The 18970-nt window shown below is 58.7% G+C and carries 15 protein-coding genes, 1 tRNA gene and 1 pseudogene; 10 read left to right on the top strand and 7 right to left on the bottom strand.

The features are described from left to right. The first annotated feature begins 347 nt into the window (after positions 1-347). Positions 348-755 carry a GFA family protein gene (locus GA830_RS00960; protein ID WP_210330840.1) on the top strand — a complete coding sequence of 136 codons (408 nt, stop codon included), beginning with the start codon at positions 348-350 and terminating at the stop codon, positions 753-755. Positions 756-1203: 448 nt separating this feature from the next. Here the strand turns inward: GA830_RS00960 and GA830_RS00955 are convergent. Both GA830_RS00955 and cpdR read right to left on the bottom strand, forming a co-directional pair. Continuing rightward, a tRNA-Val gene (locus GA830_RS00955) sits at positions 1204-1278 on the bottom strand. A gap of 116 nt (positions 1279-1394) precedes the next feature. Beyond that, positions 1395-1757, bottom strand: coding sequence for a cell cycle two-component system response regulator CpdR (gene cpdR, locus GA830_RS00950; RefSeq protein WP_195164693.1), 363 nt, complete (start codon positions 1755-1757; stop codon positions 1395-1397). Between the two features lie 227 nt (positions 1758-1984). Between cpdR and GA830_RS00945 the strand changes: the two genes are divergently transcribed. Further along, positions 1985-2875, top strand: a complete 891-nt coding sequence (locus GA830_RS00945) for an N-formylglutamate amidohydrolase (protein WP_195163293.1) — start codon at positions 1985-1987, stop codon at positions 2873-2875. Between the two features lie 206 nt (positions 2876-3081). After that, the gene (gene hisN / locus GA830_RS00940; RefSeq protein ID WP_195163292.1) at positions 3082-3891 is read left to right on the top strand and encodes a histidinol-phosphatase; all 810 of its coding nucleotides are present in this window, start codon (positions 3082-3084) and stop codon (positions 3889-3891) included. Between the two features lie 21 nt (positions 3892-3912). Here hisN and blaOXA read toward each other — a convergent pair whose 3' ends face one another. Next, positions 3913-4725: a class D beta-lactamase gene (gene blaOXA, locus GA830_RS00935; RefSeq protein WP_195163291.1), complete on the bottom strand. Its 813-nt coding sequence runs from the start codon at positions 4723-4725 to the stop codon at positions 3913-3915. Between the two features lie 175 nt (positions 4726-4900). On the opposite strand from blaOXA, the gene GA830_RS00930 reads away from it, so the two are divergent. Further along, positions 4901-5386 (top strand): DUF1579 domain-containing protein, encoded by a 486-nt coding sequence (locus GA830_RS00930; RefSeq protein ID WP_258045514.1) that lies wholly within the window; start codon positions 4901-4903, stop codon positions 5384-5386. Positions 5387-5394: 8 nt separating this feature from the next. Here the strand turns inward: GA830_RS00930 and GA830_RS00925 are convergent, their stop codons facing one another. Next, positions 5395-6345 carry an alpha/beta fold hydrolase gene (locus GA830_RS00925; RefSeq protein WP_195164692.1) on the bottom strand — a complete coding sequence of 317 codons (951 nt, stop codon included), beginning with the start codon at positions 6343-6345 and terminating at the stop codon, positions 5395-5397. A gap of 354 nt (positions 6346-6699) precedes the next feature. Between GA830_RS00925 and GA830_RS00920 the strand changes: the two genes are divergently transcribed. Continuing rightward, on the top strand, positions 6700-7074 hold the full coding sequence (locus GA830_RS00920; protein WP_195163289.1) for an HVO_A0114 family putative DNA-binding protein: 375 nt from the start codon (positions 6700-6702) through the stop codon (positions 7072-7074). Between the two features lie 165 nt (positions 7075-7239). Then, a pseudogene (locus GA830_RS00915) lies at positions 7240-7707 on the top strand (Hsp20 family protein). Positions 7708-7763: 56 nt separating this feature from the next. On the opposite strand, the gene GA830_RS00910 reads toward GA830_RS00915, so the two are convergent. After that, on the bottom strand, positions 7764-8807 hold the full coding sequence (locus GA830_RS00910; protein ID WP_195163288.1) for a threonine aldolase family protein: 1044 nt from the start codon (positions 8805-8807) through the stop codon (positions 7764-7766). 364 nt (positions 8808-9171) lie between these two features. On the opposite strand from GA830_RS00910, the gene gltB reads away from it, so the two are divergent. The 4 genes from gltB to GA830_RS00890 all read left to right on the top strand — a co-directional run bounded on the left by gltB (position 9172) and on the right by GA830_RS00890 (position 16144). After that, positions 9172-13899: a glutamate synthase large subunit gene (gene gltB, locus GA830_RS00905; RefSeq protein WP_195163287.1), complete on the top strand. Its 4728-nt coding sequence runs from the start codon at positions 9172-9174 to the stop codon at positions 13897-13899. Between the two features lie 65 nt (positions 13900-13964). Further along, positions 13965-14237 carry an antitoxin gene (locus tag GA830_RS00900; RefSeq protein ID WP_195163286.1) on the top strand — a complete coding sequence of 91 codons (273 nt, stop codon included), beginning with the start codon at positions 13965-13967 and terminating at the stop codon, positions 14235-14237. Continuing rightward, entirely contained in the window at positions 14234-14635 is a 402-nt protein-coding gene (locus tag GA830_RS00895; protein ID WP_195163285.1) for a type II toxin-antitoxin system VapC family toxin, read from the top strand. The genes GA830_RS00900 and GA830_RS00895 overlap by 4 nt, the downstream gene beginning before the upstream one ends. Before the next feature lie 54 nt (positions 14636-14689). Then, positions 14690-16144 carry a glutamate synthase subunit beta gene (locus GA830_RS00890; RefSeq protein ID WP_195163284.1) on the top strand — a complete coding sequence of 485 codons (1455 nt, stop codon included), beginning with the start codon at positions 14690-14692 and terminating at the stop codon, positions 16142-16144. 48 nt (positions 16145-16192) lie between these two features. On the opposite strand, the gene GA830_RS00885 is transcribed toward GA830_RS00890, so the two are convergent. Together GA830_RS00885 and GA830_RS00880 are read right to left on the bottom strand one after the other, a co-directional pair. Beyond that, positions 16193-17515: a DUF459 domain-containing protein gene (locus tag GA830_RS00885; protein ID WP_195163283.1), complete on the bottom strand. Its 1323-nt coding sequence runs from the start codon at positions 17513-17515 to the stop codon at positions 16193-16195. Between the two features lie 69 nt (positions 17516-17584). Then, positions 17585-18811: a lytic murein transglycosylase gene (locus GA830_RS00880; RefSeq protein ID WP_195163282.1), complete on the bottom strand. Its 1227-nt coding sequence runs from the start codon at positions 18809-18811 to the stop codon at positions 17585-17587. Positions 18812-18970 lie beyond the last annotated feature (159 nt).

The raw sequence follows: 18970 nt of genomic DNA, 5'->3' as shown, positions 1-18970 counted from the left end.
GAGGCTCCTTCTCTTCGGTTTGCCCTGAGGCCGTTGCCTTAGGTGTGGCTTGGCGATGCCAGCATGGGACTGGCCCGCGCGGGACGTCTGGGGGGGTCGAAACGGAATAGTGAGCGCTGCGATGGCGCCACGGAGCTGCTCAGATCGGTGACTTGCCAGCTGGGCAGCGACGATTAACAGACTATGCGTAAAGACATCAGATCGTGCTGGCGCAATATTCACGTCAGGACCGGCAGGCGCCACGGAATGTTGCGCGCACCCGGTCCGTAGACGCTCAAGGCTTGCTCATCCGCACCACTGCCAACTCCCCAACCGAACATGGCTGATGAGGCCAGATGGAGACTTTGATGACAAAATTCACCGGCGGATGCCTTTGCGGTACCGTGACATACAGCTGCGAAATCGACCCGCCCCTGATGATGAACTGCCATTGTTCCGATTGCCGCAAGGCAATGGGCTCGGTTCATGCCACCACCATGTTCGTGCCCGAAGACAGCGTTACCATCAAGGGATATCCGCGCACATACGATCACGGCGCTGACAGCGGATCGAACATGACCAAGATGTTCTGCGAAAACTGCGGTTCACAATTGTTCAGCAAGAACACAAGCCGTCCGGGCGGAATCGGCATTCGGGCCGGCTCGGTTGACGATCCATCAGTGATCAAGCCGATGATGAACATCTTCCTCAGCAGCGCCTTGCCGACTACGCCGTTGGACCCGAACCTTCCGCAGCATCAAAAGATGCCAGGCTGAAGCCTCCAAGGCATTGGATTTCGCCCCGTGTCTCAGCAGTTTCCGCACGCCTGCGAAGCCATTCGTAAGCACACGGACCCAGGGGCGCTCGACGTCGTTACGCTTTTCGGGATCAAGTCCGGGTGCCGTTTGATACCGTTTTAACCGACCGGCTTCCCATGTCACCAACCGGCTCATCCAGTGTCTTTACGAGGAGATGAGGGTCGGGTTGGTGGCCAAAGTCTAGCGGTGGCAGCAGCATCCCTTCGCAGACCGTTCGGCGGCTAGTTGAATCTGTGACTGGATTTGCTCGAGCAACGAACCGTTCCCGCTCTGCTGAACGGTGTGGGCGCTGGGCAGTCCAGCCGCTGGCGCGTCGATTGTACTGCTGATCAGTCTCAATAACTCCAATTTCCCGCTTACACGGGCTATTCGGAAGCAGCCAAGACTGGAAGAAAAGTGGTTCGGATGGTGGGCGTGACAGGGATTGAACCTGTGACCCCTGCAATGTCAATGCAGTGCTCTCCCGCTGAGCTACACGCCCATCCGAAGCCGCGCATACACCATTTTTGGTCTGGCGCGTCAAGTGCGGGGCGGGTGGAAAGGTCGCCGTTTTGGCATGGCCGCGAAAACGGCGTGCCGACGGTGGAAACGCAGGCCTCAGGCGGCCTGCAGCATCTTCTCTACTTCGTTGACGAGATCGCGCAGGTGGAAGGGTTTTGACAGGACCTTGGCGTCCTTGGGTGCCTTTGAATCGGGGTTCAGCGCAACAGCTGCAAAGCCGGTGATGAACATCACTTTCAGGTCAGGATCGATTTCGGTGGCGCGCCGCGCCAACTCGATGCCATCCATTTCGGGCATCACGATATCGGTCAAAAGAAGCGAGAAGGGTTCTTCGCGCAGCCGCTCATAGGCGCTGGCGCCATTGTCAAAATCGCTCACCTGATAGCCGGCGCGCTCCAGCGCCTTGACCAGAAAGCGGCGCATATCGTCGTCGTCTTCCGCCAGAAGAATTCGTGTCATCATTCCCGTCCGAATCAGCCCGTTCGAATCAGCATCGGTGCGACGCAACGCCGCCCGTAAACCCACCAGCCTGTATATGTAGAATATACAGTAAACATCAAGTGAATGCCGTCCGGAAAAGGTTCAACCTTCCGTACTGGAAGATTTGCCCGACTGGACAGAATGCCGGGGTGGTGGCACCTTTGACGCAGCATGGGAGGTCACGTTTTGAATTTCGGGCACAAGGCATGACAGTTGCCGAGGATTTCAGGACGGTTCCGCCGTTCGAGGTTCTGAGCCCGGCACAACAGCGCGTGCCCTTCGTGTTCAATTCTCCCCATTCCGGCCGCCACTATCCCGAGCGCTTCCTGTCGATGACGAGGCTGGACCGCAATGCGATCCGCCGCTCGGAGGATTGTTATGTCGAGGCGCTGTTCGGCGGTGCTGTGGGGCTTGGCGCACCGCTTCTGGCAGCCAATTTTCCGCGTGCCTATCTCGATGTGAATCGCGAGCCATGGGAGCTCGACCCGCGCATGTTTGCCGAGCCGATCCCGCCCTTTGCCAATATCCGCTCGGCGCGGGTGGCCGGTGGACTTGGCACGGTGCCCAAACTTGTGGGTGAGGGGCTCGATATCTATCCTGGCCGGCTGCCGCTGGCCGAGGCCGTCGACCGTATAGAAACCATCTACAAGGCTTATCACAACGAGCTGAAACGCCTGGTCACCCGCACCCATGCGCAGTTCGGTTTTGCGGTGCTGGTTGACTGCCATTCGATGCCGACGAGCATTCGGGTCGGTGAAAATGGCGCGCGGCCGGATTTCATTATCGGCGACCGCTTTGGCGTTTCGGCAGCGCCTGCCTTTAGCGAACATGCCATTAGCCTGTTGCTCTCGATGGGCTACAGCGTCGCCCACAACAAGCCCTATGCCGGTGGCTTTATCACCGAGCATTATGGGCGTCCGGCGAAGGGTCTGCACACGCTGCAGATCGAGGTCAATCGCGGGCTCTACATGAACGAGCGCACTTTCCAGAAGACGCCCGGCTTCGAGGCGCTGGCACAGGATCTGCAGCGCTTCTGCGCCGATCTGATGGCGCTGCCGGATGCGTATTTCCTGTCACACCCGCTGGCTGCCGAATAGAGTTTCCCGGTCGACCCTTCTTGGCCTCCCGGCCAGAAAAAAGACCGCATCGCTTGCACGACGCGGTCGAAGTCTAGGGAGGAAACGCCCAAGAAGGGCATAGACAGGAACAACCTGCCCGCTGCCAAGTTTATGTTGCGCTGCACAAAAGTCAATCTTTCGGTTCGGGCTTTTTAAATTATTTGCGATGTGCCAATCGAGGGGTCATGGCACACGTCAGCAAGGGGGAGCATGCTTTGGCCAGTTCAGATATCGGGGCAGGTTTCTTTCACCATATCGCGGCTGCGGCTGCGGCAGAAACCCTACCGCGCTTTCGCCAGAAGGGTGTCGTCACCAACAAGCTTGCTGCCGGTTTTGATCCGGTCACCGAGGCCGACCGGGAGGCAGAAAAGGCCATCCGCCGTGTCATCACTGAAGCCTATCCGGCACACGGAATTCTGGGTGAGGAGTTTGGGCTCACAGAAGGCGATGGAACGCATCTGTGGATCATCGATCCCATCGACGGTACCCGCGCCTTCATCTCCGGCATTCCGCTCTGGGGCACGCTCGTTGGGCTGATCGAGCATGGCAATGCAGTTGCCGGCATGATGGCGCAGCCGTTTACCGGCGAACTATTTTACGCCAACTCCACCGGAGCGTTCTATGAGGGGCCGGGGGGTGCGCGACAGCTTTCCACCCGCAAGACCGTGGCGCTTGCCGAAGCCACGCTGTGCACCACCACGCCGGCGCTGTTCAACGCGGAGCAGCGGGCCGCGTATGACCGGATCGAGCACGCGGTTCGCCTCGCCCGTTACGGCACGGATTGCTACGGCTATGCCATGATCGCTGCGGGCACCGTCGATCTGGTGATCGAGAGCGGGCTGCAATCCTATGACATTGCAGCCCTCATCCCGATCATCGAACAGGCCGGAGGCGTCGTCACCACCTGGGATGGCGGCCCGGCAGAAAACGGCGGCAACATCGTGGCTGCGGGTACGGCAGAGCTGCACGCAGCGGCGATGGCGATGTTGGCGTAAGGGGACTGAGGGTAGCCGCCGTTAACCGCCAAAACCTGCCACGAACTGCGGCCAGTTCTTCAGCATGTCGCCCTTGGTGCGTACGCCGGCGGATTGTTGCCCCGCCTTCTCGTCCTGTACAAGCCGTGTAAAGATAATGGTGCGCTCGCCTTTTGTCGCCCAGCCGACGAACCAGCCCCAGCCATGGGCGCGGTCAAAGCTGCCATCTGGCAAGCGCGGAAAAGCAGCGCCCGTCTTGCCATGCACTGTCCAGCCGTCGGCCACCTTGCTGCTTTCCACGCTCTGGCGGGTCAGCGTCATCGCTTCGGGTGTCACCGGCAGGGTGCCATTCACCAGCTTGCGGGTGAACGCTGCCTGCTCCTGCGGGGAGATCTTGAGTGACGAGCCGATCCACGAGCGGTCGAGCCCGTTGTTTTTGCCCTTGTCGCCAGAAAAATCGGCATTGCCCAAACCCAATTCCGTGCCGTAGCGCGTGAGCTTTCCTGCGCCCAGTTCATGGGTGATTTTTTGCGAATACCAGATGACCGAATGTTTCAGCCAGGCTGTCGGATCGGTCGCCACCTTTTCTGGTGCGCCACCCCAACTGGCCTTGGGGTCCTTGTTGTCCAGAAGCGGCTCGTGCGGCGTTTTCAGAAAGCCTGAATCAAAGCCTATGACAGCGAGCGGCACCTTGAAGGTAGAAGCCGGCGTGACGCGCGTCTTGCAGTCGCCATCGGACATAAGTGTCGTGCCGGTTTTGGCATCCAGTACCAGTGTGCAGATGGTGCCGGCCTCAGCCGTGCCGGTGAACAGCAATGTGGAAAATAGCGCTGCAGAGAGAAGGGTGAATTTCATTCGTTAAATCCATTCGTTATCAAATGCCGGCTGTTTCGCGGTTAAATCGGGCCGAAAGATGAGCAGTGCGCCTGATCGTGCGGAAGCTGCTGACACTGTGCTGTCAGCAGCCATGGGATAGGAGCGGGGACGCTGCGCCGGGTTTCGAGCGCTGCTTAGCTGGAGGGACATGATAATGGCAACGGAACCATCAGATGGGCGGTACGATTTTGATCCGCTGTTCGGGCGCTGGACAGTGCGCCACAGACGGCTTCGGACACGGTTGACCGGAGCCAGAGACTGGCAGGATTTTGACGGAAGCTCGCATATGCAGCCTTTGTTAGGCGGGCTTGGCAATGTTGAAGACAGTACCATAGACATGCCTGGCGATCCCTATTGCGCCGTAGCGCTGCGCAGCTTTGACCCGGTCACGAAATTATGGGCGATCTGGTGGCTCGACGGGCGTCATCCGCACAGTGTTAACGTGCCGGTGCGCGGCAGGTTTGAGAACGGCACTGGTACTTTTTTGTGTGACGATACATTTGAAGGAAAGCCCATCACCGTACGGTTTACATGGACCAATGTCGGCACCGATGCGCCGAGCTGGCGGCAGGCCTTTTCTGCCGATGGCGGCGTGAACTGGGAATTGAATTGGGAAATGCAGTTTTCGCGTCTGGCCTGACCGGGTGATCAGGCTGCGCCGCTGCCGGGAATAAACGCCTCGATGGCCGCCAGCGCCTGTTCGCGAAAGAAATCTCTCTCCTGCAGCATTTCGTGGCGCGCGCCATCAACGGTCACGACCATACCCGAGCGCAGCCTTCTGGCATACAGCTCGGCGGCGCGGGTGGACACCACGGTGTCGGCGCCTGCCACGATAAAGAGCGAGGGCACGCGGATTTTTGCCATGAATTCGGGGTCAGTCACCGTGGCTGCGGCGCGGCTGGCGGCATAGAGCCAGCCGGCGGTCGGACCACCCAGTGCAAGTTCAGGAAAATTTTCCACGATGGCGCTGTTGCGTTGGAAACGCGCGGCATCGCTGGTTACCACATTGGTGGCGAAATCCGGCTTGGTCGTTCCCGGCTTGCCGGCGAGGTAAACACGGCCCAGCCCTGTCCAGCGCATCAGTCCGGTGAGCTGGCGCACACGGGTCATCGAAAGCGGCATGTTGACCAGCTGGATCAAGGGCGCCGACAAAACCATTCGGCGCACCCGGTTCACCAGCATCGGGGCGGCCAGCAGCGCCACCAGCGCGCCGGCTGAATGGGCGAGCAGGTAATAGGGCCCCTTGCAGTCGGGCAGAACGACCTCGTCAAAGAACTGGTCGAGATCGGCAACATAATCGTCAAAACTGTCGACATAGCCGCGAAGCCGATCGCGTGTCAGCCGGTCAGAACCACCCTGACCACGCCAGTCGGAGATCGCTACCCCAAAGCCTAGTTTCTGCAAATCTTCTATGGTCTCGAAATATTTTTCTATGCACTCATTGCGCCCGGTGAGCAGAACAACCGTGCCTTTGGCCGGCTTTGCGGTTTCGGCAAAACGCGCGAAGCGGATGGTGATATGTCCACGCGCAGTGAAATGACCCGCGACTGCGTTTTTTGGCAGCGGGTTTTCCGGCATCGGATGGAGAAGTTCGGACATTTTTACCGGAAGTTCGCGGAGCATTCCTGTCCCAGATAGAAGGCGCGGGTTCAAATGGAAAGCACATTTGCCCGTCTCCCGGCAAGCGGGCATCATAACGAAAAAGGCCGGAAGACGCCTCGGGGGCGTTTCCGGCCTTCTGTCGGTGTGGGTGGAAGGGACGTTACACCCTCACCGAACTCTGTGCAGCCGTTCGTGTCGGCTGCGTGTCTGAATGTTGAGGAGAGTTTACGTCCGGGTGCCTGAACGCACGCCGAAGCGATGGTTCATGATAGGTTCATCGAATTGGAGGCGATTGCTGTCGTGAATGGCCCTACGGAGCATGGGTGTTGCAGAGCTCAAAAGGAGGCTGCCATGAACCGCGCGGTGATCCAGATACGCAAAGCGAACGACAATGGCGCGGCTCGGCTCGAGGCGATGGGACAGCGGTTTTCGGCAGTGTGGAAATCGGGCGCGCCCAGCGCGCCACTTGCCACCTTCACCTTCGATGCACCGGCGCATCTGTTTGCGGTGCTGACGCCCAAGCGCTGGGAGTTGATCGAGCACCTGCAAGAGATCGGGCCAAGCAGTATGCGCGGGCTTGCGCGCGCACTGTCCCGCGACATTCGCCGGGTCCATGATGATGTCGCCGCGCTTCTGGAATGGGGCATTGTCGAGAGCACAGGCGCAAAGATCTGGGTGCCGTTCGACGTGATCCACGCCGATTTCGATCTTCGCGCGGTCGCCTGAACAGGGTTTACGCCCACGCTAAAAAAAACTCTTGAAATCACTTCTTGCGGTTCCCAAATCAGGTCTGCGGCCGCCGGTATCGGGGTCGCTGGCCAGTTTCGGGCGCCTTTTGGGCCTGGAGACGCGCCACACGCAAAACCATGTTGCTCAACAGGAGAACATTCCATGCGACACGTTGATTTTTCACCACTCTACCGTTCCACCGTCGGCTTCGACCGGCTGTTCACCATTCTCGACTCGCTGGCGTAGCCAGAGGGCGGCCAGAACACCTATCCGCCTTACAATATCGAGCGCACCGGCGAGGATGCCTATCGCATTTCGATGGCGGTAGCGGGATTTGCCGATGACGAGATTGCCATTGAGGCGCACCGCAATGTGCTGACCGTCAAGGGCGAACGCAAGCCGGAGACCAACGAGGACGGCGCGGAAGTGCTCTATCGCGGCATTGCCAGCCGCACCTTCGAGCGCCGCTTCCAGCTCGCCGACCATGTCGAGGTCAGTGGTGCCAACCTCAAGAACGGCTTGCTGCACATCGACCTCAAGCGCAACATCCCCGAGGAGATGAAGCCGCGCAAGATTGAGATCAGCGTTGCTGCCACGAAAGCCAAGCAGATCGAAGCCAAGGCCAGCTAATGCCGGTTTGAGCATGGTTTGATAAGAGGCGGTCCCGTTCGGGGCCGCCTTTTGCATCAGGCGATCAGCGCGCCGAAGCGGTCTACCTCATCGGGCGTCGTGGCAAAACTTGTGACCAAGCGGCAGAGTGTTTCATCGGTCTGGATGCCCAACCCATGTGGGGTGTGCCAGTCGTAAAACAGGGCGCCGGCAGTCTTTAGCGACTCAATCATCGCAGTCGGGATGATCGCAAAAATCTCGTTGGCGTCGGGCTGCCAGCCGAGTCGCAGTTTTGGCGAGGCGGTAATATGAGCGGCCAGGCGCGCGGCCATGGTGTTGGCGTGGGTGGCCGTCTCCAGCCAAAGATCATCTTCGAAATAGGCATCGAACTGGGCGGCGATGAAGCGCGATTTTGAAAACAGCTGGGCCGCACGCTTGCGGATGAAGCTCATGTCGCGCGCGCCTGCGGGATCAAACATCACAATCGCCTCGGCACACCAGCAGCCGTTTTTGGTGCCGCCGAAGGAGAGAAGGTCAACGCCGCGCTTCCAGGTCATTTCCGCGGGGGTCACCCCCAGCGAAACCAGCGCATTGGCAAAGCGTGCGCCGTCCATGTGGAACGGCAGGTCGCGTGCCCGCGCTATCCCGGCAATGGCGTCGATCTCATCGAGGCTGTAGACCGTTCCGGCCTCGGTCGCCTGGGTAATCGTCACCGCCATCGGCTGGCCCGAATGGACGCCACCCACCTCGGAACGTGCAATGGCGGCTTCCAGCCCGGCCGGGTTTATGCGGCCAAGTTTGCCATCGACAGGCATCAACCTGCCGCCGCCGGTAAAGAAATCGGGCGCGCCGCATTCGTCCTCGATCACATGCGCCTCGCGGTGGGCAAAAGCGATGCCGCCTGGCCGGTTCACGGCCGTCAGCGCCAGGGAATTGGCTGCCGTTCCTGTACCGACGAAAAACACCGCGACGTCGCGCTCGAAAATCTCGCAGAAGCGCTTTTCAACCTTTTTGTCGAGCGTGCTGGCGCCGTACGCAGCAGCGAACCCGGTGGCATGGGTAGCAAGGGCGGCAGCGATTTTGGCATGCGCGCCAGCCCAGTTGTCGGAGGCGAAATTCATCGGTGTTTCCAGTCATTTATCATCGGTGTGGCAAGGCTTCTAGCATGCCGAAGGGCGGCTGCGAACTATGGATAGCGCTCAATACCAAGGCCGTAAAAAGGCCGTTTCGGTGCTTTGTTACCGACCTTGCGGCAGTCTTGTAATTTTATTGCGCTGGCTCGCTCGAAAAGTTCCATTTCGGTCTTGTGCCCAGTTTCCTTATCTGTCATATCATTTAGGACAGTAATGCTGTCTTATTTAACCGTACGAAGCCGGCTGGATTTGGCGTAGTATATCGCCTGCCCGGCCTCGCCGTGCGGGCGGGGAGCCGCAAAGAGGACGATTAAGGCCCCGCAAGGGATAGCGAGACAAGGGAGGAACGACGATGACGGATCTGACGCCATCTGTGACGCTAGCCAACAGCGCAGCCACGCAGACCAAAGCGGCGTCGGAAAAACGTCCGACCTCGTTCTATCAGCCGCCTTCGGCGCAGGGCCTTTATGATCCGCGCAATGAGCATGATGCCTGCGGTGTCGGCTTTATAGCCAACATGAAGAATGTGAAGTCGCACCAGATCGTCAAGGATGGTCTGGCGATGCTTGAAAACCTCACCCATCGCGGCGCTGTTGGTGCTGATCCGCTTATGGGCGATGGCGCTGGCGTTCTGGTGCAGATTCCTGATGGGTTTTTCCGTGAGGAAATGGCCAAGCAGGGTGTTGAGCTGCCACAGCCGGGCCATTATGCGGTCGGGCATTTCTTCATGCCGCGCGATGAAGCGCTTCAGGCACATATTGAGCAGATCATCCGCGATGTTGCGCAGGCGGAAGGGCAGCCGGTTCTCGGGTTCCGCGATGTTCCGGTTGATAATTCAACACTGTCCAAGGCACCTGATATTGCAGCATCGGAGCCTGTGCACCGGCAGGCATTTATTGGGCGCAATCCCAATATTGAAACAGATGATGATTATGAGCGCCGGCTGTTCATTCTGCGCAAGGTCATTTCCGCGCGCATCTATGCCGAGACTGAGGGACGCGACAATGGTTCCTATACGGTGTCGCTGTCGTCGCGCACCATTGTCTACAAGGGCATGTTTCTGGCTTTTCAGGTTGGCGCTTACTACAAGGATTTGTCAGACCCGCGCTTTGAGACGGCGCTTATCCTCGTGCATCAGCGGTTTTCGACCAATACATTCCCATCGTGGAAGCTGGCGCATCCTTACCGAATGGTCGCGCATAATGGCGAAATCAACACGCTGCGCGGCAATGTGAACTGGATGGCGGCGCGGCAGGCCTCGGTGGATTCCGAGCTGTTTGGCAATGATATCGCCAAGCTCTGGCCGATTTCCTATGAGGGCCAGTCGGATACGGCCTGCTTTGACAATGCGCTCGAATTTCTGACGCAGGGCGGCTATTCGCTTGCCCATGCGATGATGATGCTGATCCCGGAAGCGTGGGCCGGCAACAAGCTCATGGGCGCGGATCGCAAGGCGTTCTACGAATATCACGCGGCCTTGATGGAGCCATGGGACGGCCCCGCCGCCGTGGTGTTTTCGGATGGCCGCCAGATCGGCGCGACACTTGACCGAAACGGCCTGCGTCCTGCCCGCTATATCGTCACCGATGATGACCGCATCATCATGGCATCCGAGGCCGGCGTTCTGCCGGTGCCGGAAGAAAAGATCATCAAGAAGTGGCGCTTGCAGCCGGGCAAGATGCTTTTGATTGATCTTGAAAAGGGCTGCATCGTTTCTGACGATGAGATCAAGTCCGAGATTGCATCTAAGCATCCCTACAAGGATTGGCTCTCACGCACGCAGCTAATCCTTGAAGACCAGAAGCCGGTCGAGCCGCGCGCACTGCGCAAGGATGTATCGCTGCTCGATCGCCAGCAATCGTTCGGCTATAGTCAGGAAGACACAAAGCTTCTTATGTCGCCCATGGCGACCACCGGTCAGGAAGCAGTCGGCTCGATGGGTACCGATACGCCGATTTCGGCGATGTCGGACAAGTCGAAGCTGCTGTTCACCTATTTCAAGCAGAACTTTGCGCAGGTCACCAATCCGCCGATTGATCCTATCCGCGAAGAGCTGGTGATGAGCCTTGTTTCCTTCATCGGGCCGCGTCCGAATATTTTTGACCTAGTTGGCTCTTCGCGCCGCAAGCGGCTGGAGGTTCGCCAGCCAATCTTGACCAATGGCGATCTCGAAAAGATCCGCTCCATCGGCCACACGGAAGACCGGTTCGACACCAAGACGATCGACGTGACCTATAGCGCGCTGGAAGGTGCGTCCGGCATGTCGGGCGCTGTTGACCGCTTGTGCGAACGGGCCGAAGCTGCGGTTGCGGGTGGCTATAACATCATCATCCTGTCTGACCGTCAGGTCGGGCCGGACCGGATTGCCATTCCGTCGCTGTTGGCGACGGCTGCCGTGCATCATCACCTTATTCGCAAGGGGTTGCGCACATCCGTTGGTCTGGTTCTGGAAACAGGCGAGCCGCGCGAGGTGCATCATTTCTGCTGTCTTGCAGGCTATGGCGCGGAAGCGATCAACCCCTATCTTGCTTTCGATACGCTGCTCGATATGCACGCCCGCGGCGACATGCCAGAAGAGGTCGACGCGTATGAGGTCGTGCACCGCTATATCAAGTCCATCGGCAAGGGCATTTTGAAGGTCATGTCCAAGATGGGCATTTCCACCTATCAATCCTATTGCGGCGCGCAGATTTTCGATGCGGTCGGGTTGAAGACCGATTTCGTCAATCGCTATTTCTTCGGCACGGCCACAACGATTGAAGGCATCGGGCTGGAGGAAGTCGCGCAGGAAACCGTCAGCCGTCATGCGCAGGCATTTGGAGATGATCCAGTGCTGCGCAATGCGCTGGAGGTGGGCGGCGAATATATGTACCGGATGCGCGGCGAGGCGCATATGTGGTCGCCAGATGCGGTTGCCACCTTGCAGCATGCGGTGCGCAAAGGCTCATGGGATACGTTCAAGGATTATTCGCGCCAGATTGATTCCGAAACGGCTAATGCACAGGCCATTCGCGGTCTGTTCAAGATCAGGCTGGCCGAGGATACGGGCCGCTCCCCCGTGCCGCTCGATCAGGTGGAGACGGCGGCTGATATCGTCAAGCGTTTCTCGACAGGTGCCATGTCGTTTGGCTCGATTTCGCGTGAGGCGCATACCACGCTGGCGCGCGCCATGAATGCGATGGGCGGCAAGTCCAACACCGGCGAGGGCGGCGAGGAGCCGGATCGGTATCTGCCACTGCCCGGCGGCGGGGCGAACCCCGAACGTTCGGCCATCAAGCAGATTGCATCGGGGCGCTTTGGCGTCACGGCGGAATATCTCGTCAATTCGGATATGATGCAGATCAAGGTCGCGCAGGGTGCAAAGCCCGGTGAGGGCGGTCAGTTGCCCGGTCATAAGGTCGATGCGACGATTGCCAAGACACGCCATTCCACGCAGGGCGTTGGCCTGATTTCCCCGCCACCGCATCACGACATCTATTCCATCGAGGATCTGGCGCAGCTCATCTATGATCTGAAAAACGTCAATCCGGCTGCCGATGTTTCGGTCAAGCTGGTGTCGGAAGTGGGTGTTGGTACGGTTGCGGCCGGTGTTGCCAAGGCGCGTGCCGATCACATCACCATTTCGGGCTATGATGGCGGCACCGGTGCTTCGCCGCTGACCTCGCTCAAGCATGCCGGCAGCCCGTGGGAAATGGGTCTGGCCGAAACGCAGCAGACGCTGGTGCTGAACGGCCTTCGTTCGCGCGTGGCGCTTCAGGTGGATGGCGGTTTGCGCACGGGCCGCGATGTCATCATCGGCGCGCTGCTGGGAGCCGACGAGTTCGGCTTCTCGACGGCACCATTGATTGCGGCAGGCTGCATCATGATGCGCAAATGCCATCTCAACACATGCCCGGTTGGCGTTGCCACGCAAGACCCGGTTCTGCGCAAGCGCTTCAAGGGCACGCCAGAAGATGTCATCAACTTCTTCTTCTATGTGGCTGAAGAGGTTCGCGAGCTACTGGCTGCGATGGGCTACACGCATCTCGACCAGATTGTCGGCGAAACCGGCCTGATCGAAAAGCGCGCCATGATCGAGCACTGGAAGGCCAAGGGGCTGGACTTCACCAAGATATTCTACAAGCCGGAAGCCCCGCGCGAGGCCATGCACTGGACCGAGCGCCAGAAGCACCCGATTGATGATGTTCTGGATCGCCGCCTGATCGAAATGGCAAAGCCCGCGCTGGATGCACGCGAGCCGGTGTCGCTCGACGTGGAGATCAAAAACGGTGACCGTTCTGTCGGCGCCATGCTGTCTGGCGAGGTGGCGAAGAGATATCGCCATAAGGGGCTGCGCAGCGATACGATTTCGGTCAAGCTCACCGGCACTGCCGGGCAATCCTTCGCGGCATTTTTGGCGCGCGGCATATCGTTCGAGCTGATCGGCGATGCCAATGATTATGTCGGCAAGGGCCTGTCAGGTGGCCGAATTGTTATTCGCCCGCCTGAAAACACGCGCATTGTGGCCGAAGAGTCCATCATTGTTGGCAACACTGTTCTCTACGGCGCAACCGAGGGCGAATGCTATTTCCGCGGTGTTGCGGGAGAGCGCTTTGCGGTGCGCAATTCTGGCGCTATCGCGGTTGTCGAGGGCGTGGGCGACCATGGCTGCGAATACATGACCGGCGGCGTTGTCGTCGTCATTGGCAAGACGGGTCGCAACTTTGCTGCCGGCATGTCAGGCGGTGTCGCCTATGTGCTGGATGAGGAAGGCGACTTTGCCGAGCGCTGCAACATGGCGATGGTCGAGCTTGAGCCAGTGCCGGAAGAAGATGACATGATGGAAAAGCTCCATCACCATGGTGGCGATCTTGCCCATAAGGGCCGTGTCGATGTTTCAGGCGACATGACCAGCCATGATGAGGAACGGCTCTATCAGCTCATCTCCAAACATGTGCACCATACGGGCTCCGAACGCGGCAAGGCGATCCTTGCTGATTGGACGAATTATCGCCCGAAATTCCGTAAGGTCATGCCGGTGGAGTATCGCCGCGCACTGATCGAAATGGAACGTATGCGCATGGGCGTTGCAGCTGAATAGCACTGTTATTGCGGGGATGGTGAGTTTGGCATATGCTTTGTCATATGCCAAACATGGAGGTTGCCATGAATACTCATGAAAAGAACACTCGAACGGCAAGCCTGTTTCGAAACGGACGTAGCCAGGCTGTGAGAATACCCAAGGAGTTCGAGTTCGAAGGAGACGAGGTTTTGGTCAGCAGGGGTGAGGATGGGGCGCTGAGACTTGAGCCGAAGCCCTCCCAGAAGTCTTTGGTCGACGTGCTGGATTGGCTGGCTCAGCAGCCCCCGTTCGACGAGCAGATGCCTGAGATAGAAGATTTTCCCCCGGAGCCTGTCGATCTGGAAGATAAAGGATGAGGTATCTGCTGGACACGAACATCATCTCGGATGTCATCAATCTACCGACCGGGCAGGTGGCAGCGAAGATTAGGCAGGAGGCGCTGCGGGCTTCCATTGTGACGAGCATCCTCGTCGTGTCAGAACTGCGCTACGGTTACACGAAGATTTCGTCAAAGCGGCTCAAGGCAGCCTACGAGATGTTCTTTGAGAATCTCGTGATCGAAAGTTGGGAGACGCCGTTCGATCATGTCTATGCCGACATGAGAAGTGCACTGGAGGAGAGGGGCAAGCCGATCGGTGCGATGGACATGCTGATTGCTGCGCATGCTCTTGCTACCGATGCGACCATCGTTACGGCAAATGTCAGGCATTTTTCACAAGTGCCGGATTTGAAGGTTGAGAACTGGAAGAACTGATGCTTGCGGGCCGCAAGTCGAAGCACAAAATGATTGAACCGGGTGTTGGAATTCATGGGTAAGGTAACAGGGTTTCTCGAAATTGACCGGCAGGTGCACAAGTACCAGCCAGCGTCTGATCGTATTCGCCATTTCCGCGAATTCACGCTGCCCATGTCCAACAAAGAGGTCGAGAAACAGGCCGCGCGCTGCATGGATTGCGGCATTCCCTATTGCCACGGGCCGACCGGTTGCCCGGTCCACAATCAGATCCCTGATTGGAACGATCTCGTCTATAGCGGTGATTGGGACAATGCGATCCGCAATTTGCATTCAACGAATAATTTTCCCGAATTCACCGGCCGCGTGTGCCCGGCGCCTTGCGAGGAAGCGTGCACGCTGAACCTTGAAGACGTACCGGTCGCCATCAAGACCATCGAGCAGGCGCTGGCCGACAAGGCGTATGAGAACGGGCATATCCGTCCCTATCCGGCTGAGAAAAAGACGGGCAAGAAAGTCGCCATTATCGGCTCTGGTCCGGCCGGCATGGCGGCGGCACAGCAGCTTGGCCGCGTTGGGCATGATGTTCATTTGTATGAACGCGAGGCCAAGGCTGGCGGGTTGATGCGCTATGGCATTCCCGATTTCAAAATGGAAAAGCACTATATTGACCGCCGCGTCGAGCAGATGCAGGGCGAGGGCGTGACTTTCCATTACGGCGTCAATGTTGGTGTCGATATGCCTGTCGCCGAGCTTTTGGCGGAGCATGATGCGGTGCTTTATTGTGGTGGCTCCGAAACGCCACGGCCAGCCGGTATTCCGGGTGCAGAATTGCATGGCGTGCATGATGCGATGCCGTATCTCGTTCAGCAGAACAAGCGTGTTGGTGGCGAGGATATCCAGTCAGTCGCGTGGGCGTCAGAAGAAATCCATGCCGGCGGCAAGCATGTTGTTGTGGTTGGCGGCGGCGATACGGCATCAGATTGCGTTGGTACGGCGTTTCGTCAGGGCGCTGTGCGCGTCACCCAACTCGACATTCGCCCGCAGCCGCCCGAGAAGGAAGACAAGCTGACTGTCTGGCCCTATTGGGCGACCAAAATGCGCACTTCATCCAGCCAGGCAGAGGGTGCCGAACGCGAGTTTCAGGTCGCCACGCTGGAGTTCATCGGTGAAGAGGGTGAGTTGGTTGGCGTGCGTTGCTGCGAGGTCGACGACAAGCGCAAGCCTATCGCGGGCACCGAATTCGTCATCCGAGCAGACCTTGGCTTCATCGCCATCGGCTTTGCCGGTCCTCTCAACGCTGGTGTGATCAGCGAACTGGAAGGGTCGATGAACGTGTCAACAGACAACCGCCGCTCGACCAATGTCGGTGCCAACGAGCGCGACTACAGAACCAGCGTCGACCGGCTTTATGCCGCTGGCGACGTGAGGCGGGGTCAGTCACTCGTTGTATGGGCGATCCGTGAGGGGCGTCAGGCTGCGCAGTCCATCGACACGATGCTGATGGGGTCGTCGGTGCTGCCGCGGTAGGACGTAAATGGTCGACCTTCAAATGCCAACTGTACCCAACTCTTCCGGCTAGTTTTCGGTACCAGCGGTTGGCTCCGCTGCGCTTTGCAGTGGCGACGGATCGCGCAATGCGGAGGCTGAAAAATCATCCGCGCGGCCTGCGGGAGGCGACGCGCCGATGCCTTCCAACACGATGCGTCGGGACTGTCCTGATGCCGCCGAGGTCTGCGTTACTACTGCACCCAAGAGTTCGCTACCGCCATCCAGGTCCGGGTCGTTCAGTGCCATGGGAGGTGTCCGCTCGATCTTTTTGGGTGGCAGGTCGGGCGCCATAATATCAGGGACCACGGCAGGTGCGCCAAGCCCTGCGGGTGCGTATGGAGCGCCCGGTTTTGCCTCCGTTGCGGCATTGCCCAAAAGCTTGTTGAGCGGCTTTTCAACATAGAATGCAACCTTGCGGCGTGCCGCCTGGGTGAGGTTGATTCCGTCTGAGCCACGTAGGCGCACAGGCTGGCCGTTCATGTCTGGGCCGGAAAAGACAAACACGCCGTTTTCATCGACGAAACCGTCCCAGATATCGACGAATTCAGCTTTTGCTGTCGTGGCCGTGCGCGCGAAAATATCGTTCAATGTCAACATGTCAGAGGTCATGCTGGATGATTTGAAGGCTGGCATGCCGACCCAGATCAGCGGCGCATTTGTGCTGCGCGCGGCCTTGGCAAAGGCGTTTGCACGCCTTTCATATTCGGTGGTCCAGGCGTCGGAAAACTTTTCCAGGCGATCAGTATTGGTCGCCATTTGCTGGCGGTCGTTTGATCCTATCATCGCCACCACGGCTGCCGGTTTTTCGGCCTCGATGATGGTGACAAGTTCTGTCGGCCAGTTGTAATGATCCTCGCGTACCAGACCCGATGAGCCATTGGTGCGGTCGAGGATCACGATCGTGTCGTCGCCGGCATAGGCATCGATCAGTCCCTCGGCCAGGCCGGAGCCCAGAAAGTCGCCGACCACCACGACCTTGCGCGCATCTTCGCGCTTCTCGACGGCAGATTCCAGAGCCGCAGAGCCACCCTGATGTGCTGGTGCGCGGATTGGGGTGTCGGCGCGTTTCGCGGCAGGGGTACGGCGTGAAGTGGGTTCGGGGTCGCGCTGTCGACGGGTGCGGCTCTTCTGTGGCTTCTGCCGTGGCTTGGCACGCTGCAATTGGCGCGGCTGCTCAGGTTTGTCATCGCCAAAAAGCAGGCGTTGCAGGAAGGTGCGGCGCGGCTGTCCGCTATCTTGGGCAAGGGCTTCGGGTGTGAAGGAGGCTGCAAAGGGCAGAGCAAGTGCCAGCGCGAGGCACGAGATGGTGAGCCGACGATAAGCAGCAAAGATATAAGTATTTGAAATCAACACCGCCTCCGCCCAAGCGGTCGCTTTCTCGCGACCGCCTCATTCGTGCCTGGAGCGGCGGGGATTGGCCTACCGCTGCTTACGTAGAACCTTCAGCACTTCTTTGCTGGGGTGGCCGTCCTGCGTCAAGCCCGCTGCGTTCTGGAACGCCTTGATGGCAGATTCGGAACCCTGCCCGATTTTGCCATCCAGCTTGCCGTCATAATAGCCATAGGTGGACAGGTGCTTTTGCAACTCCTGGCGTTCTTCGAAGCTGAGCTTGGTAAAGGGGCGGCCCCAATCCTGAACCAGGCCACCATAACCGGCGATTTCATCGGCCAGCAGGCCGACAGCAATCGCATAGCGGTCGGCATTGTTGTAGCGCTTGATCATGAAGAAGTTTTTGGTCATCAGGAAGGCAGGGCCGTTGCGGCCGTCAGGCGTCTTGAGTTCTGCCTTTTCGTTGCCGCGCGGAAATGCCTTGCCATTGGCGCGTACAACGCCAAGATCTGCCCACTGCGACAGTGTCAGCGAGCCGGCAGGCAATTTTCCGGCAGGCAGCTTCACTTCGTAGCCCCAGGTCTTTCCGTTCTGCCAGCCGTTCTTTTTCAACAGGTTAGCAGCTGTTCCCAAGGCGTCGGGAACGGAATCCCAGATGTCGCGGCGGCCATTGCCATCCATATCAACGGCGTAGGCCTGATAGCTGGTGGGGATGAACTGGGTATGACCCATCGCGCCAGCCCAGGAGCCGGTCAGGTGGCTCTCATCGATGTCACCGCTCTGAAGGATTTTCAGGGCCGCAATCAACTGACTGCGGGCAAACTTCGCGCGTCGCTTGTCGCCATAGCCAAGGGTCGCCAGCGAACGCACGACGTTACGCATCACCTTGTCATTCTTGAGGACCTCGCCGTAGTTCGATTCCATCGACCAGATCGCCAACAGGATGTGGCGGTCAACGCCGAAGCGCTGTTCGATGCGGTCAAGCCAAGGCTTCCACTGGCGCGCCATCTGGCGCCCGACAGCGATAGACTGGTCGTGCACGCGATTGTCGAAATAGTCCCAGACCGGCGCCTTGAACTCGGGCTGGTAGCGGGCTTTTTCCAAAACTTCCGGATCCGGTTCGGTAACGCCGCGGAAAGCGCGATCATAGGTTGATCCGGACACGCCGTTCTTAGCTGCTACAGCGCGAAAGCTGGAAACCCATTCGCGAAAACCGGCATCGGCAGAAGCGGGTCCTGCAGTCAATGCAGCGCTCGCAGACAAGGCAATCGCTGCCAGCAGCGTGCCTGCAAATTTCCTGACTCGTGGTTTGAACATGCTACCCTCTTTATATCTCGAAATAAGAGGCATTCTGGGTAAAAGCGGTTAGGATTTGGTTTACCATGGAGCCGCTTCGACGATAAAATGTAAGCGCGATGCAATTGTCCACATCGAATTTACTGAGGTCTTCAATATTCTTCAATTTCGGCGTGAAAA

The sequence above is a fragment of the Mesorhizobium sp. NBSH29 genome (assembly GCF_015500055.1).
Taxonomy (GTDB): domain Bacteria; phylum Pseudomonadota; class Alphaproteobacteria; order Rhizobiales; family Rhizobiaceae; genus Neomesorhizobium.
Note: the sequence above shows the minus strand (reverse complement) of the source record. Positions and strands in the feature narration are given on the sequence as shown.